The sequence below is a fragment of the Adlercreutzia sp. ZJ154 genome, assembly GCF_011039055.1.
In the GTDB taxonomy this organism is placed as follows: domain Bacteria; phylum Actinomycetota; class Coriobacteriia; order Coriobacteriales; family Eggerthellaceae; genus Adlercreutzia_A.
On sequence record NZ_JAAKEF010000006.1, the window covers coordinates 57,520 to 72,430 of the forward strand.

16 protein-coding genes are annotated in these 14,911 nt (G+C 44.5%); 8 read left to right on the forward strand and 8 right to left on the reverse strand.

All coding sequences use genetic code 11. The features are described 5' to 3' along the window. Positions 1–42 precede the first annotated feature (42 nt). Both G7Y37_RS04065 and G7Y37_RS04070 read right to left on the reverse strand, forming a co-directional pair. On the reverse strand, positions 43–378 hold the full coding sequence (locus tag G7Y37_RS04065; protein ID WP_165062135.1) for an oxidoreductase: 336 nt from the start codon (positions 376–378) through the stop codon (positions 43–45). A gap of 2 nt (positions 379–380) precedes the next feature. Next, positions 381–2,612, reverse strand: a complete 2,232-nt coding sequence (locus G7Y37_RS04070) for a molybdopterin-dependent oxidoreductase (protein ID WP_165062137.1) — start codon at positions 2,610–2,612, stop codon at positions 381–383. Between the two features lie 271 nt (positions 2,613–2,883). Here G7Y37_RS04070 and G7Y37_RS04075 point away from each other — a divergent pair, with 271 nt between their 5' ends. From G7Y37_RS04075 to G7Y37_RS04095, 5 genes are all read left to right on the forward strand, one after another. Beyond that, positions 2,884–4,416, forward strand: coding sequence for a helix-turn-helix transcriptional regulator (locus tag G7Y37_RS04075; RefSeq protein WP_165062139.1), 1,533 nt, complete (start codon positions 2,884–2,886; stop codon positions 4,414–4,416). A 96-nt stretch (positions 4,417–4,512) separates the two neighbouring features. Next, positions 4,513–4,806, forward strand: a complete 294-nt coding sequence (locus G7Y37_RS04080; RefSeq protein ID WP_165062141.1) for a hypothetical protein — start codon at positions 4,513–4,515, stop codon at positions 4,804–4,806. Beyond that, positions 4,799–5,242 (forward strand): PIN domain-containing protein, encoded by a 444-nt coding sequence (locus tag G7Y37_RS04085; protein ID WP_165062143.1) that lies wholly within the window; start codon positions 4,799–4,801, stop codon positions 5,240–5,242. The genes G7Y37_RS04080 and G7Y37_RS04085 overlap by 8 nt, the downstream gene beginning before the upstream one ends. Positions 5,243–5,428: 186 nt before the next feature. Then, positions 5,429–6,319 carry a TspO/MBR family protein gene (locus G7Y37_RS04090; RefSeq protein ID WP_165062145.1) on the forward strand — a complete coding sequence of 297 codons (891 nt, stop codon included), beginning with the start codon at positions 5,429–5,431 and terminating at the stop codon, positions 6,317–6,319. A gap of 95 nt (positions 6,320–6,414) precedes the next feature. Then, positions 6,415–7,671: an aldo/keto reductase gene (locus G7Y37_RS04095; protein WP_206214090.1), complete on the forward strand. Its 1,257-nt coding sequence runs from the start codon at positions 6,415–6,417 to the stop codon at positions 7,669–7,671. A gap of 58 nt (positions 7,672–7,729) precedes the next feature. Here G7Y37_RS04095 and G7Y37_RS04100 read toward each other — a convergent pair whose 3' ends face one another. From G7Y37_RS04100 to amaP, 4 genes are all read right to left on the reverse strand, one after another. Next, positions 7,730–8,524, reverse strand: coding sequence for a ZIP family metal transporter (locus G7Y37_RS04100; RefSeq protein WP_165062147.1), 795 nt, complete (start codon positions 8,522–8,524; stop codon positions 7,730–7,732). A gap of 202 nt (positions 8,525–8,726) precedes the next feature. Beyond that, positions 8,727–9,353: an Asp23/Gls24 family envelope stress response protein gene (locus tag G7Y37_RS04105; protein ID WP_165062149.1), complete on the reverse strand. Its 627-nt coding sequence runs from the start codon at positions 9,351–9,353 to the stop codon at positions 8,727–8,729. Between the two features lie 42 nt (positions 9,354–9,395). Next, positions 9,396–9,824, reverse strand: coding sequence for a DUF2273 domain-containing protein (locus tag G7Y37_RS04110; protein ID WP_165062151.1), 429 nt, complete (start codon positions 9,822–9,824; stop codon positions 9,396–9,398). Beyond that, positions 9,781–10,398 (reverse strand): alkaline shock response membrane anchor protein AmaP, encoded by a 618-nt coding sequence (gene amaP / locus G7Y37_RS04115; protein ID WP_165062153.1) that lies wholly within the window; start codon positions 10,396–10,398, stop codon positions 9,781–9,783. The genes G7Y37_RS04110 and amaP overlap by 44 nt, the downstream gene beginning before the upstream one ends. A 483-nt stretch (positions 10,399–10,881) precedes the next feature. Between amaP and infC the strand changes: the two genes are divergently transcribed. From infC to rplT, 3 genes are read left to right on the forward strand one after another with little or no spacing between them, the layout of a single operon-like run. Continuing rightward, positions 10,882–11,484 carry a translation initiation factor IF-3 gene (gene infC / locus G7Y37_RS04120; RefSeq protein ID WP_165062209.1) on the forward strand — a complete coding sequence of 201 codons (603 nt, stop codon included), beginning with the start codon at positions 10,882–10,884 and terminating at the stop codon, positions 11,482–11,484. Beyond that, positions 11,477–11,674, forward strand: coding sequence for a 50S ribosomal protein L35 (rpmI, locus tag G7Y37_RS04125; RefSeq protein WP_165062155.1), 198 nt, complete (start codon positions 11,477–11,479; stop codon positions 11,672–11,674). Before infC ends, rpmI begins: the two co-directional genes overlap by 8 nt. A gap of 12 nt (positions 11,675–11,686) precedes the next feature. Beyond that, positions 11,687–12,046 carry a 50S ribosomal protein L20 gene (gene rplT, locus G7Y37_RS04130; RefSeq protein WP_165062157.1) on the forward strand — a complete coding sequence of 120 codons (360 nt, stop codon included), beginning with the start codon at positions 11,687–11,689 and terminating at the stop codon, positions 12,044–12,046. Positions 12,047–12,128: 82 nt separating this feature from the next. Here rplT and G7Y37_RS04135 read toward each other — a convergent pair whose 3' ends face one another. Both G7Y37_RS04135 and G7Y37_RS04140 read right to left on the reverse strand, forming a co-directional pair. Then, a complete protein-coding gene (locus tag G7Y37_RS04135; RefSeq protein WP_165062159.1) occupies positions 12,129–13,661 on the reverse strand; it encodes a lysylphosphatidylglycerol synthase transmembrane domain-containing protein in 1,533 nt (510 codons plus the stop codon). A gap of 140 nt (positions 13,662–13,801) precedes the next feature. Then, positions 13,802–14,821 carry a glycosyltransferase family 2 protein gene (locus G7Y37_RS04140; protein ID WP_165062161.1) on the reverse strand — a complete coding sequence of 340 codons (1,020 nt, stop codon included), beginning with the start codon at positions 14,819–14,821 and terminating at the stop codon, positions 13,802–13,804. Positions 14,822–14,911 lie beyond the last annotated feature (90 nt).

A 14,911-nucleotide genomic window follows, 5' to 3' on the forward strand; every position in this document is an offset into this window, starting at 1 on the left:
TAACTTTTCAATAAGCGTCAGCCAGCGTTAGATGCTTGCAATTTAGGTCAGGTGATACAGCGCTTGACGAGGTTTTTCTTTCAATGAATCTGCCAGCTCATCCATATCGCCAATATGCAAACATTTCGCTTGACAATGGTGTTCGCACGCCGCAAGCTTTCCTTTGGCAAGTCTGTCAACGCATGCGTTGCACTGCTTTGTTGGTATTGCAATATTGTCTAGCTGCCATGAGTCTGGCTCTATTTCCCATGGACCTATGGTATGAACGCTTATCCCTGTCTTACCCACCGGAAATCCATGCTCCATTTGGCATGCAATTTCGCAGCTATGGCATCCGGTACACCATTCGTAATCTAAAAGCATTCCCAAATTAGCCATGTTTACTCACTTTCATTAACTGGGTAGATCCGACAGAGAGCAGTTTTGTAATTGCTTCCAAAGCCGCTTTTTCCCGGCGACCACTGAACAAGGTTGTTGATATTAAGGTCGAATACGCTGTAGAGTTTGTCGGGGTCGCCTTCGGGGAGCCACCATGCATGGTCGGTACTGCACATGCGCTCGTCTACCGCTTCTGTGGCGCGGACTTTTCGTTTAGCGCGACCATACTGGTTTTCTACCCAAACATACTCGCCATCGGCAATTCCAAACTTTTCCAGCGTTTTGGGGTTAACTTCAACTATTGGATCGGGGTGAAGGGCGCGCATCCGTTTAATTTGCCTATGCTCAGAATGGAACATGCTCCAGTTTCTAGCACCTGTAGTAAGAACTAGCGGGTATTCTTCTAATAATTCTGGAGTAGAGCCGGGACCAGGTGTTGGCTCTTCGAAATATGGAAGTGGGTCAAGTCCCACATTGCTGTAGAAGGTTGACCAAAGTTCTATTCGCCCTGTAGCAGTATTGAAACCAAGTTGACCGTCTTTGCGCAAAAGACCTTTTTCGTGCCGCCTGTATTGGAAAGGCGGATATGCTGGGGCTTGTTCTTGCAGCTCTTCAAAAGTCATTCCGGTGTCATCTTGAAGCAGGAATGTGAACATTTCTTCTACGGTGTCCCATGGCCATGCTTCTGGATTTAGTCGCCTGCCAAGTTCCAAGTTAATTTCCATATCCGACTTGCACTCGCCAATTGATGTCACTTTATTAATTGTTTCGCCACGCTGCGCGCCGTCTCCAAGCCGTATGCCGTTGCGCTCGGGATAGGTAGCAGCGGGAAGCACTATATCGGCAAGAGCCATTGCTGTCGGTGTCATAAAAATGTCTACATATGCTATGAAATCTAAGTCTTTCATAGCATTGAAAAGTCGCTGCGGATCAGCTGCCATGCATGCAAGGAAATTAGACGTTTGTATCCATGCGGCACGTATTTTGTAGGGCTCGCTCGTCTCAAGTTGTTCAACAATGCAATCGGGTTGTGCTTCAGAGGCGAATAGCGGATACCTATCCTGTCCGATGCGCTTTGTGTACGCATCATCAGGGAGCAAATCTTTGCCCCATCCACCTACATATTTCAATATTTCAGGAGGAACAATCATGCCTCCCGGTACTTCAATGTTACCCGTGATAGCGAAAAGGGTAGAAATAGACTGTCCAGCTGGTATGGCCTCTTTTGTCATATCTACAGCTACGCCCCATTGCAAAGCAGCAGGCTTGCTGGTTGCAAGCATGCGGGCAGCAGCCACTATTTTTTCTTCGGGAATCCATGTAATTTCGGCTACTTTTTCAACCGGGTATTCCTTAACTCGTTGCGCCAATTCGTCGAATCCGTAGCACCATTTATCCACGAAATCGTAGTCATACAGCTCTTCGCTGATAATGACATTCAACATGCCTAAAGCAAGTGCAGCGTCTGTACCCGGGCGAACGCGAAGATGCAGAGCAGCCCTAGAAGATAGCCATGTAACTCGAGGATCTATTACAACAATCTTGCTTCCACGTTGCATAAGGTCAACCACCCAATGTCCGAAGAAGCCATCGGAATTAGACACGACACAATTATTTCCCCATACGAATATAACTTCTGGGATAACGTATTCTGGATTATCGTATCTGTCGGGGTGTACCTGAGAACAGTCGGGAACTAGAAATGCTCCGAATGTTCCAGCTAATCCAATAACCCTTGGAACATAGCAGGCGGCTCCACTTAAAAACAATGAGAAGTTTGGACTTCCGTATGACCAGCAAAGGCGAGTGATATAAGGAGCGATGTCACGCCCTGTTCCCTGCATGAATAATACAGTTTCAGGTCCGTATTTTTGTTTGATGTCTTTAAGTTCGCGCTCAATCGTATCAAACGCTTCATCCCATGTTATGCGGGTCCATTTGTTTTGACCCCTATCTTCCTTGGCGCGTTTCATCGGGTATTTGAGGCGATCTTCATGATTGGTTACTTCGGGAAGCGCCAAACATCTTGGACATAGTCTTCCTTGATTGTATGGATTTTCTGGATCGCCTTCTACTTTAACTAGTTTTCCTTCTGTATCGGTGTAAAGCAAAACGCCACAACCTAGGTGGCATCCCGGACCTGACCACGCGCTACCGCGGGTCACGTTAAGCCCGTCTTCTTCATACTTGAAAGGACGCTCGTGTTCAACGAATAAGTATTTTGACTCTCCCACGTTTCTCCTCCATCAACGTCTCGTTCGGACCTGTTTAAGCAGAACGTTCAGGCAGACTAAAGCAGACATCTTCCTTGACATCTGCTTGCAAACAGGTTACTTTTCCACCAACCCCAACTTTTTAATACTCCCTTCGACAGTGTCTAAATATCGAATTGCGACTGTAGGTGAAAGTTAGGGGAAACCTGTGTTTTGTCGCAACATATTGGCATATTGAATTTAAGAAACACCTCATACTCGTGTACTGAAAATCGCAGGTGGGAGGCTTGTTATGCAGTTTAGTGATGTAGTTAACAAGGGCTCTGATAAACAGCGGCTATGTGTCTTCGCTGCGTTTGCAGCCACATTCGGATTGTCCGGTTATTTTCTGTGGGATCTTCTATGTGTATTCATGTATAACACCCCTTTTGCAAAGGGATTCAACACAGAAGATGTTATAGTCCTTCGCTTGTGTTGGATAGGTGGTCTAATTGCAAGCCTGTTTGTTTTTTGGCGGTTTAGTGAAGTTATTTATCGCTATCGCTCAAAAGTGTTCATAATTGGAGTTGCGTTTTCGATATTTCCATTAACGATAGCTGCTATACATTCAATCTTTCCGGGGGCAGTACCTATGGCTGCCTGTATTGTTACTTGGAGTATTGCAGGGGTCAGCCAAGCTGCACTACTAATGTGGTGGTCTATATACCTTAGCCTTGTAACTACTAGATACACACCAATTGTCATAGCAATTGCATCGTGTTTGGGAACATGTCTTTATATAGTGGTGGCTACAATATCGCTTCCTTTAATTGGTGTAATTATGATTGCCTTGTTAGAAGTAATTTCTTTCTTGATATTAATGGCGTTAATGAAAATGCTTCCAAAAGATCGTGTGAATGAATCTGAAAACTATGAAACTGTTGATTACATAACAACACAAGGTGCTATAGCTGTAGGTACTTATGGGCTTGTATTTGGCTACACAACAACAACGCTGTTCAGTCTTGGGGCTGAAGCTACTGTTATAGGTTGCTCGACAGGAATCATTGGGTCTTTAATGCCTTTTGCCTTATATAAGTTCAATCGGAATATAGATATTGATATTTCAACAATACAAAGATTGACGCTCCCGCCTGTTGTCATAGGGATACTTTTCTTGCCTTTTGGGGATGATTTATGGCGGTTATTTTTCTGTTGTCTAGTAAATATTGCTCTTTCTCATTTCTCGGTGATAAGCCTCAGTAACGCAATGACATTAAATTCAGAATTTTCTATTAAGCCTCTCAAAAGATCTTCTGTTATGCAAATTCCTGTTTGGATTGGAATATTTATAGGTTCGTTGTTGTCGGCTTTTATTTGGCTGTTCAGCGATTTGTCTTTTGTAGACTTAATGTTTGTATCAATTGTTATTGCATCGCTAATAGTCTGTGCTATTGCAATATACGGACTTGATGATTCGGTATCTAAGAAACAGTTTTACGACCTTTTGACACATAGAAACAAAGAAGAAATACTCGCTAAAGAAGATAGTCGAACGAATGAAATATTTGATGCGAAGTTCGCGGGCTTAACTAGTGCGGCTAAGCTGTCTCCAAGAGAAATTGAGGTATTTCGCCTTCTTGCGAAAGGGAGAAATGCTGAATACATCAGCAAAAAACTTGTTATATCGGGTGCCACCGCCAAATCGCACATTTATCATATCTACCAGAAAATGGGTATTAATTCTCAGCAAAGCCTTATAGACAGATTAGAAGAATACAGCAACAAGGAAACTCTGAAAAAGGCTAATGCACTTTATGATAAAAATTCAAAAGCTACGTCTTAATGGGGCTTTTTGGGTTGGTGTAGTGCGTTCAATGTCTAGCTATGTAAACATGTTTACATGTATAATATGTACAGGTTTACGATAGAGAGGGCAGTTGTGGCTACGAAAACGTTTTCAAGTAGAGCTGATGCAGATCTGTTGGCATATGCCGATGCAATTGCTCGTAAAGAATATGGGCTGTCCTATGGGCAGTATTGCGGTACTGTTTTATTAGAAGCTATTGGGAGTACGGGTCGTATGCCTCAAATTGCCAATAATAAAACGATGGACGAGAAGAAAAGTCGTGCGGTTTCTTTTATTAAGGAATTTGCTTCTTTATCTAGCAATCCAGAGATAGGCAAAATGTCCGATCGGGACATTCGGAACTTAATTGCAAACAAATATGTCTAAGAAACTTTTTATTGATACAAATATATTACTTGATGCGGCTATGGTAGAGCGCCCGGGTTGGGCTGCTGCAACTTTACTTATGGATGAAGTGGCTTATTCTGAAGTGCAAGGGTATGTGTCAGCGCTATCTTTGAAGAACGTATATTACGTTTTGGAAAAGTATGCAGATGAATCTTCAGCTAGGAAATTCATAGTTGCTATTATGGATTTATTTCAGGTCGTTGCTGTAGATCTATCAATATGTCGCATAGCTGCTTTGTCTAACGAACCCAATTTTGAAGATGGTATTATTCGGGCTTGTGCCGAAAGCATTCCTGTAGATTTCATAATTTCCAGAGACGAAAAAGCGTTTGACAGGTCTTATATAAAGCGGCTTTCGGCGCAAACCTATATAGAGTTATTCGGCGATTCTGAACAAGTAGATTTACCGCAATAGTTTTGCTTAGTATTAATTGTGTTGTGCCTGTAACGGCGCAGCTGTTTAGGCAAGTAGTTAAGTCATTTTTGCTGGCAAGCACGTTACTTTGTTGTGCTTAATCTGTAATGCTGTCGCATCCTGCGCATATAGCTTTGCTTCTACACTTATAGGCAGCGAAGCTATAAACATAAGGAGGCGACATATATGAAAAGCGATCGAGCGGCTTGTGTAAAAATGTATCCAGCATTCTCTTTTGGTAGCGTTAATCAGCCAGTAAGCAACAGGCGAAACTCTAGGAATTCGTGGAATGTTTCTGGTCACGCTATGTCTCCTGTTATTGCAATGTGGGTGGCATACGTGGTTATGGTGGTATGCAATGTACTTTTTGAGGCGTTGCGTCTTGGTGGCACTACATCTGCCGAGGTGTCAGCCTCTGTATTTGCGTGGTTTACACCGGCAGGTTACGTTTTTTCTATTTGGGGTCTTATTTATGTGGCATTGCTAGCATGGCTGGTGTATTACACACGCGAAGAAAGCCGCAATGCAGCAAACGTTACTAATTTCACACCAAAAACAGCAGGTCTTTTTATAGCAAGTTGTATATTGAATGTGGCTTGGCTTGTTCTGTTTCATTTTCAGCAGACAATTGTGGCTCTTGTAGTTATTGCTGCTCTTTGGGGTGTGTTGGTTGCTCTATACCGCGATATTCATGCGCGATACTTATCGTCTACTTGGGCAAAAGTGCTGGGTTGGGTTCCCATATCTATCTATGTTGGTTGGATAAGTGTTGCTGTTTTGGCTAATGCGTCGCATGTGATAACGCGGCTAGCTGGCGGATCTCTAGCACCATTTGTTGGTGAATTATCTACTTTAATTGTAGTCGCTGTTGTGTTGGCTGCCGGTTTTCTAATGCGTAAACGCTACGATGATATAGCTATTCCTCTTGTATTTCTCTGGGCTATTATTGGCGTTGGAGTAAATTTAATAAATGTGTCTATTTCAACATCAATAATTATATTCGCGCTGTCTGTAATTGCCGCCTTCCTTACTTTCTTTAAAGTTGGCGAAATACGAGTACCATCTCGCGTGCAATAAACTTACTCTTCATAATCTAGCAGGAATAAAGCCGGTATCTATGCCGGTTTTATTCCTGTGCGCACAAGAAAAGCTGTGTTTTTGCGCATGTTAATATGATAGAAATTACATTCTGGTCTGAAGGGCGGTTTATGCGCTATTGCGTTGATACTAAAACTGGCAATAAACTATCTGCGCTTGGTTTTGGTTGCATGCGTCTGCCAAGTTCGGCGCTAGGGTCTGTCAATGTTGAAGCTTCTGAAAAGCTTATCCTTCAAGCGCTTGAGGCGGGCATAAACTATTTTGACACTGCCTATCTATATCGAGGAAATGAGGAAGCGCTTGGTGCTATAATTAAGCGCAATAATATTCGCGATCGCATGTTTATAGCCACAAAATTACCGCATGCTAGCGTAAAGTCTGCCGCAGATATTGAGCGCTATTTCGAAACATCTTTGAAGCGCCTTCAAACGAATAGAATTGATTATTATCTTATTCACAACGTGGTTAATCTTGAACAGTGGCAGCGTCTTTGCGCTTTAGGGATAGAGGAATGGATAACAAAGCGCAAGTCTGACGGTTCAATTAATGCTATCGGTTTTTCGTTCCATGGTCCGCAGCACGAGTTCGCTTCTTTATTAGATGCCTATAATTGGGATTTTTGTCAAATTCAGTACAATTATGCCGACGAAAATTACCAAGCTGGACGCAGCGGTCTTGAAGAAGCGTATTCGCGCGGCATTCCCGTGTTTATTATGGAGCCACTACTAGGTGGCAAACTTGCAGATGGTCTGCCGAAAGCGGCATCTGATTTATTTCTTGAAGCTGAAACTGCGCACAGTGGCGTGGCTGTGAAAGATTCAAGCCGTGTAGATGTGTCTGTTGCATGGGCGCTTCGTTGGTTATGGAATCAGTCTGGTGTAACCATGGTTTTATCTGGCATGAATAGCGCTGAGCAAATTGCAAACAATGTTCGTGTTGCCAAGGAATCCACGCCAAACATGTTAACTGAAACTGAATTAGCTACGTTTCGCAGCGTCGAGAAAATATTTCGTGAAAGCTATCGTATTCCCTGTACGGGTTGTAACTATTGCATGCCGTGTCCAAAAGATATTAATATTCCGGGTTGTTTTGCAAGCTATAACACATCGTATGTTGCCGATCGTATAAGTGGCACTATAGGTTACTTTATGTGTGCTGGTGCCTTAGGGTATAACCCGCATTATGCTTCCGATTGTATAGAGTGTGGGCAATGTGCTAAACATTGCCCGCAAGGCATAGCTATTCCAAACGAACTTAAAAAAGTACGCCGCAGACTTCAGATTCCCGGAGCAAAACCCATAATGTCGCTTGTGTCTAAGATGCGTATGTAGGCTGTGGTATGTATGTTGTGGTATGTAGGCTGCGCTGCGTTAGTGTTGTTTTGGGAATTTAGCCTAAAGCCACGTCCAAAATCATCATAATAAGAAACCCTGCCATTACGCCTATAGTGCCCCAATTACTGCTGTTAGATAGATGGGCTTCGGGAATTAATTCCTCTACAACTACAAACATCATTGCGCCAGCGGAAAAGGCTAGCATCCATGGCATATATGGTGCGATGATACCTGCAAACAGTACAACAAGACATCCAAAAATCGGTTCCGCCAAGCCGGACAATGCTCCGAAGGCAAATGCTTTAGGGCGGCTTATACCTTCTTGCGCTAACGGAAGCGACACCGCTGCACCTTCTGGAATATTCTGAATGCCTATACCTAGCGCTAGAGCTATAGCCATGCCGCTAAGAGCGGGGTCGGCTCCCGGTTGCGCTGCCATAGCGAATAGCAAGCCTACCGACATACCCTCTGGAATGTTGTGCAGTGTAACCGCTGTAAAAAGTAGCGTTGGTCTATTCCAACTGCTTGGCAAACCCTCTGGGTTTTCTTTGCCAAAATTAAGATGGGGTAGCAGCGCGTGCAATGCCATCAAGAAAGCTACACCGATTACAAAGCCTCCAGCTGCTGGAATCCATCCAATTTGTCCAGCCTCTTCGGCGCGCTCTATTGCCGGAATTAAAAGCGACCACACGCTAGCTGCTATCATAACGCCTGCCGCAAATCCTAGAAACAGCGTTTGAGCTATGCCGTCTTTTTTGCCGCGTAGCAGAAATACCGACGCAGCGCCTAAAGTTGTACAGGCAAAAGTAAATCCTGTTCCCGCAGCTGCCCATAGAAGTGCGTCAAGCATTTCTGCCTCCCTTCGCTTAATTCATTTATTTTACGTGCAATTTAGATAAGCTAACTTTATTGTTAACATAGATAAGGCTTGGAAAGAATTACCATCCAAGCCTTATCCTTCGTTCTTTGATGCATTTAGACTTATTGTCTATGCGTCGTTATGTCTGTCGGCATCGACTTTGGCATTTTTGCCATTAATAGGCTTTGTCCGTCTATTTTGAAAGAGTCACGGCTGTGCGCTTTTCTTTTTCGCCGTCGTCAGAATTGCCATGGAGTTTGTCGTATTCAGCTTTGTCTACAACGTCAACCACATTAACTGTTAGCTCCGCTACTTCAAGACCTGTCATCTCTTTTACTTGGTCGGTGACGGTTTCTTTTATGTTGTCGAACACTTCTAATGCCGATTTGCCGTATTCAAGAATGATGGATAGCTCTACCGTTACTGCGCCATCGCTAATATCGGCATCCGCTCCCTTTTTGTCGTCGTTTCCGCCAAGTCCCTCTTGGATCATTGAGAAAACGCTGCCTTTCATGTCAACAATGCCGTCAACATTTTGCGCTGCAAGAGACGATATTTTTTCCACTACACCTTCATCTATTGTTAGGGTGTATTTCGGCTTGCGCTCGGTGTCTTCTTTTTTCTCTTCGTCGTCGCTTGGCAATACGGAATTAATGGCGCCGGTTATTTTGTCTACGGCTGTTTCGGGCGAGGTGATATTAACGTCTTTGCCAGCTTCTGTTTTCTTATCGTTTAGGTTGTTTGTATTGTTTGCGCTTTTGTTCGTGCTACTGTTGGCGCTGTCCGTATTTTTTGTGCTGTTATTAGAATTGTTAATCATGATAAATCCTTTCGCTAGGTTTATTTCTGTCCGATTCCTTGATTATCTGCGGAAAATACTTGCAAGCGAGCGCGTTGCGGCGTTCATCTGCATATTGCCATCGCGATATCGCCCTATAAGCATGCCGACTGCTGTCAGTATTGCCAGTAGAAGTACGGGCCAAAAACCAATTATCAAAATAAGTATGGCGGCAATAAGACCTATTAACCCATAAACAATTGCGTGACCATGCTTCTCAAAATACGGTTTTACATTTTTGGGAAGGCGATCTGTGAAATCGGTATCGTTTTTTGCAGTTTCTTCTGCGTCGGCGTTGAATGTGGGTGCTTTTGCTTGTTCTGTGCGATCTTGGGCGTTGCTGGTAAACCCAACAGATGGTGCAATGCTGTCTTTTTCGGGTGTCTTGCGTTTTGTTGCGTTGTTTGACTTACGCCCCAATGACGCTTTGACTTGGACGTTTGTATCCGACATGAGAGCCCTCCCTTCGCACGTTAATCGAGGTGTTTTCCGTATACAACGTATTCGTAGGATTGCCGGCAAATGTGATATCCACCTTCTCTACGGGGTATCCCGTTAGGGTGCTAACGCTTGAGATTATTTCTTGTTGTAACGTTTCGCCTAAGGACGCAAGATTCAAGTTGGCTTTCGGCTCGATATTTGCACTGATAGAGATGCGCGGATTATGTTTGCCGTGAATACTTACTTTTAAGTCTTTAGTCTCAATGCCACTGTGGCTTTCTAGCACATATTTGGCGGTCGAGTGGATGGCTTCTTTGGTAATGGAAACGGTGCCGTCTTCTCGCCTAAGCAAAAGCTTCGATCCTTTTCCTGGCGTTGCTAGGGCACAGATCAGAAGAGCGATCAGACCGATAGCAACAATGCCCAGCACTACAAGAAGCGCAATATTAAACCAGCTCATTCCAGCCAGCCATGATGCTAGAGGAAGCAGAGGTTCCCACGAGAACCAAAGGACTGCAAGCACGCCTATTCCTAAGATTGCAGCAATGATAAATATCACCAAGCAAAAGCGTGTGAATTTCCTCATAGCTATCACCTTTCTCTTCGTGCATCTCCGATTGCATATGTGGTGCGGATATTGTCTATGTGCTATAAACGCCGCCGTATACGCAGTTGGGGATGCTTTTGTTTACGACATTGCTCACTCTATAGGCGAAGGATGGCGAAATGCGCGAACTTCCAAAGCTGACAACTTGCGATAAACGTATGTTTGACTAGGCGTAAGAAATTGCATTTTGACTTAGCGCTTCAATTTTTCTAATTGCTTCCAATTTTGACAATACGATGCATTTTTATGCAACTAGGGGGTTGAAGTGTTTGAATATATGGCATAGAATTTGCAGTTGCTAATCAAGTGAAGGGCTGTATGCTTTTCCACCTGGTTCGGCGCCGCTGGCAGCCGATGGGTCGTTTGAATATCGTGTCGCGTTTGCGATTCATTTTCATTGACGATACCCGTCTGCGTTTGCGAGGCGGGTTTTTTAATGCAGCAAGGGCGCAGAGCGCCAATATGTATTGCACCGCAGGTGCAAAGAAGGGGGTGAGCGCGATAGCCGCTCAAGAGCCACGGCTCAACGAACAGATCACGCTTGATACTTGCAGGCTGGTTGATTTCGATGGTAATCAGATGGGTGTGTATCCCATCGAACAGGCGCAGAGCATCGCTGATGCAGCTGGGCTTGATTTGGTTGAAATAGCTCCAAATGCCGATCCGCCGGTTTGCCGCGTAATGGATTATGGCAAGTTCAAATACGATCAAGCCATAAAGGCAAAGCAGGCGCGCAAGAATCAAAGCAAGATCGAAATTAAGGAAATGAAGTTCCGTCCGAAAATAGATGTGGGCGACTATGCTACCAAGAAAAAGCATGTACTGCGTTTCTTGGATGCTGGGAACAAGGTAAAAATAACCATAATGTTCCGCGGTCGCGAAATGGCGCATCCAGAACAGGGGCTTTCAATCCTTGAGCGTCTGGCAGACGATCTAAAAGACGTTGCATTAATTGAGAATCAACCCAAGATGGAAGGTCGCAACATGCACATGTTAATAGCGCCCCTTCCACAGAGTGCTAAAAAGAAAGACGATACGAAGAAAGGAGATGCCGATAATGCCTAAAATGAAAACTCATCGCGGTACGGCTAAGCGTTTCCGTGTTACCGGCAGCGGCAAGATTATGCGCGCTAAGGCTTATAAAAGCCACATCCTGACGAAAAAGAGCCAGAAGCGTAAGCGCAATTTCCGTCACGAGACTGAGGTTACGAAGGCCGATAGCAGGGTTGTAGCACGCAACCTAGGTCTTCGCTAGGAGGTAGATAGCATGGCACGTGTAAAAAGGTCGGTTCACGCACGCAAGAAGCGTCGCGAGACACTAAAGAAGGCACGCGGATACTACGGTGCGAAATCGCGTTCATATAAGGCAGCGAAAGAGCAAGTTCGCCACTCGATGCAGTACATGTATCGCGATCGCCGCAACAAGAAGCGCGATATTCGCCGTCTGTGGATTACTCGCATAAACGCTGCGGCTCGCCTGAATGGTATGTCATATTCCGTGTTTATGAATGGTCTGAAAAAGGCTGGCATAGAGCTAGATCGTAAGGTATTGGCTGATATGGCTGTGAACGATCCGAAGGCATTTGCTGCTGTTGCTGAGGCTGCTAAGACGGCTGTAGCTGCATAAGGCATAAGGCAATTCTTTTAGCTTTCTTATATTGGGGGTCTTGTATTTGATGCAAGACCCCCAATTTTATGATGCGGCTTCCTTATTTTTTACGCTGCATTTTTTTCGAGCGGTTATGTAAATCGTCTAATGTGGCTGACATTTCCTCAATTGAAGACACTGTACGTGGCATGTCTTCCATATCTTGTGCAGCTTCGGCAATATCTGGTTCCAATAGTTGCTTTTCGTCGCTTTCTGCTCTTTCGCTCCAGAAAGGCGATTTCGTGAATATATCACGCTTAATAAACAGCGCTACTCCTAAAGCAATTAAAGGAACAGCAACTTGCCAAGTGTTGTAGTAAAGTTCTAAACCGGCAAGTACGCTTAAGGTTAACATGCTAGCTGCCCACATTATGCGGCTTCGGCGAATAATACCTATAGCGCATACAAACAAAACTATGCCGCCAAATATTAGCGACGAGCCGCCTAAAACGCCGCTTAAATCTACGAACTGAGTTAGTATTCCATATGGTGCCAAAGCCGGTGCAACCAGTGCTAGTGCTATGTTAACTGCCCCAAATAAAGCTAGCAGAGTTCCTGTTATCCATGCGAAATCTTTTTGCTTCTGATCTGGGGCTGCAGTTTTCTTGCTCTTGAAAAAGCCCGACTGTGAAAGCAGAACTGCGCCAATCAAAAATGGTATCCACAGCATTATGCCGCGATAAACCAAAGCGATGGCGGCTGCGGTGGTGGCGGTGGAACCTGCTGCTGTCAAAACAATAGCAATAGCAGCTTCGGTAACTCCTATGCCTTGCGGTGTAGGCGATAGCATAATAGTAACCACGGCTAGTGCGAACGCTGCTACAAGAGGCGCTATCTGCGTGAAGTCGAATGCAAAACCTATAGCCATAAGGCACGCCATATTCAATATGGCAGAAAGCGATGCCCAAGCTATAGTTATAACAACGCCCATAGGGTTATGGGCAAGAATGCGCGATGCGTCAATAAACTGATCGGCGGTAGATGTACCCCATGCTGCGCGCATGCTGCGCTTGAAAAAATGAAGGATCCAATTGCCTATTTTCTCAATGCGTGTAAGCAGCCAATAAAGAGCATCTGGTTTGTAATAACCTATGATAAAGCAGGCAGTTTGTCCGAATAGTACTGCGGCTAAAACGATAAATCCGGTGAGTATAACGTAATTCATCGAATCGGATATAAACATAACTATAGTGCCTATTACAGCTATTACAAACACTGCTGCAAAAAAGCCGATCTGCGAGAGCAGTCCGCCTCCGGTAGCTACTCCAAGGCTTGCGCCTTTGCGATGCGCGTCGTCTATGATGAAGGCTAGACCGGTAGCGCCGCTGAAAAGGCAGAATGTGTTTATAAACACAAGGCTGAAAATTAATATAACGTTGTGCAAAAAACCGGTTTTGAAGCCTACAGCATCGAATGCGGCATCGTAGGATGCGGCTTGTGTCAAATGGCGCAGTACCATGAAAATTACAGCGATAATAAGTGGAATAGTTGCACCTGTACCTACAATGTCGATAAAGTCGAACACCATGTCGGCATTACCCATGAAGAAAGTTACTGCAAGGATAGCGACTATTATGAGAAGTGCCTTCTTCAACAGCTACCCTTACGTATTATCGATTCTGCACTGTACAACGCATTTTCATCCGTATAAGGATATCAGATTAATTGACTATGCACATTGCAACATCGAGGCAGGGTATATGAAAGTGGTCAGCTGGACGCTAATATGAAAATTTAGTTGAAATTAAACATCTTTCGACCGATGTTATATCCCCAAATTCCGGCTTTGCGTCCAATGGTTGTTGGGATATTCGAACCTATTACTAGCGGATGTCGCTTTACGCGCTTGAATAATTCCGGGCTGTGAAAATGCAGATAATCCCACATGTCAGCTAGCTTTTTATCGTCTTCGACGGTGTTGCGCATTCGCAAAAATATGGCGCAAACGCAGATCATCATTGCCATATGGTTGCTCATGTAGTGAAACAATTTCGGGTCGGGTGCGTCGTCTGGTAGATGTACCGAATCGATCATGGTGCGAGTAACGCTTAGGTGCTGATCGATTCGCTCAAGCATGGCTTCTACGCCTACGCTCTGACCTTCGCGACCTATGTAGTAGCGATACATGTCGCAATCGAAATATCGAATGCTGCGAACATGCGGCAGCGGAATATATACATATAAGTTGTCTACATAAAAGCAGTGTTCAGGCAGCTTCAATCCAATATCTTTCAGAAGCTGTGTGCGATAAATTACTGCATGCATGTGTAGGTATTGAAAAAGCGAAAATTTCCCCAGTTCGTGCCATGTAATTTCTCGATCGGTGGGGTAGGTGTTTCTGTGGTCCATTACTTTGCGCGTATGTTCGTGAATTTTCTCATACACATAATTCGCAACCACAAGGTCGGTTGGGCATTCGCGATGCATCTGCGTGCGCATGTAGTCCATTATCGGAGCCATGGCATCTTTATCTAGCCAGTCGTCTGAATCTACGACTTTGAAATAAAGACCGCTGGCAGCGTCTAGCCCAGCATTTACAGCCGATCCGTGCCCTCCGTTGGGTTTGTGTATAGCGTGAACAATATCAGGCAGCTTGTGCGCCCACTTATCTGCCACGTCAGATGTGGTGTCGGTTGAACCGTCATCAACAATAATAATCTCAATATCGCTACCGCATTCAAGTAACGACTTGATGCAAACATCCATGTATGCGGCGGAGTTATAGCAGGGTACTATGAAGGATACGGTTTTCATCCACTAAATTCTCGTCTTCTCCGTGTATATCAAAAAGCAGACTGGTGCCGCCTGTGCATCTGTACAAACACACATATTATACGCTACTTC

Coding starts and splice junctions, on each gene's coding strand:
- G7Y37_RS04110 (WP_165062151.1), bottom strand. CDS start 9,824: ATGTCGGATACAAACGTCCAAGTCAAAGCGTCATTGGGGCGTAAGTCA.
- infC (WP_165062209.1), top strand. CDS start 10,882: ATGTATTGCACCGCAGGTGCAAAGAAGGGGGTGAGCGCGATAGCCGCT.
- G7Y37_RS04095 (WP_206214090.1), top strand. CDS start 6,415: ATGATAGAAATTACATTCTGGTCTGAAGGGCGGTTTATGCGCTATTGC.
- G7Y37_RS04065 (WP_165062135.1), bottom strand. CDS start 378: ATGGCTAATTTGGGAATGCTTTTAGATTACGAATGGTGTACCGGATGC.
- G7Y37_RS04140 (WP_165062161.1), bottom strand. CDS start 14,821: ATGAAAACCGTATCCTTCATAGTACCCTGCTATAACTCCGCCGCATAC.
- G7Y37_RS04100 (WP_165062147.1), bottom strand. CDS start 8,524: ATGCTTGACGCACTTCTATGGGCAGCTGCGGGAACAGGATTTACTTTT.
- rpmI (WP_165062155.1), top strand. CDS start 11,477: ATGCCTAAAATGAAAACTCATCGCGGTACGGCTAAGCGTTTCCGTGTT.
- rplT (WP_165062157.1), top strand. CDS start 11,687: ATGGCACGTGTAAAAAGGTCGGTTCACGCACGCAAGAAGCGTCGCGAG.
- G7Y37_RS04090 (WP_165062145.1), top strand. CDS start 5,429: ATGAAAAGCGATCGAGCGGCTTGTGTAAAAATGTATCCAGCATTCTCT.
- G7Y37_RS04075 (WP_165062139.1), top strand. CDS start 2,884: ATGCAGTTTAGTGATGTAGTTAACAAGGGCTCTGATAAACAGCGGCTA.
- G7Y37_RS04105 (WP_165062149.1), bottom strand. CDS start 9,353: ATGATTAACAATTCTAATAACAGCACAAAAAATACGGACAGCGCCAAC.
- amaP (WP_165062153.1), bottom strand. CDS start 10,398: ATGAGGAAATTCACACGCTTTTGCTTGGTGATATTTATCATTGCTGCA.
- G7Y37_RS04085 (WP_165062143.1), top strand. CDS start 4,799: ATGTCTAAGAAACTTTTTATTGATACAAATATATTACTTGATGCGGCT.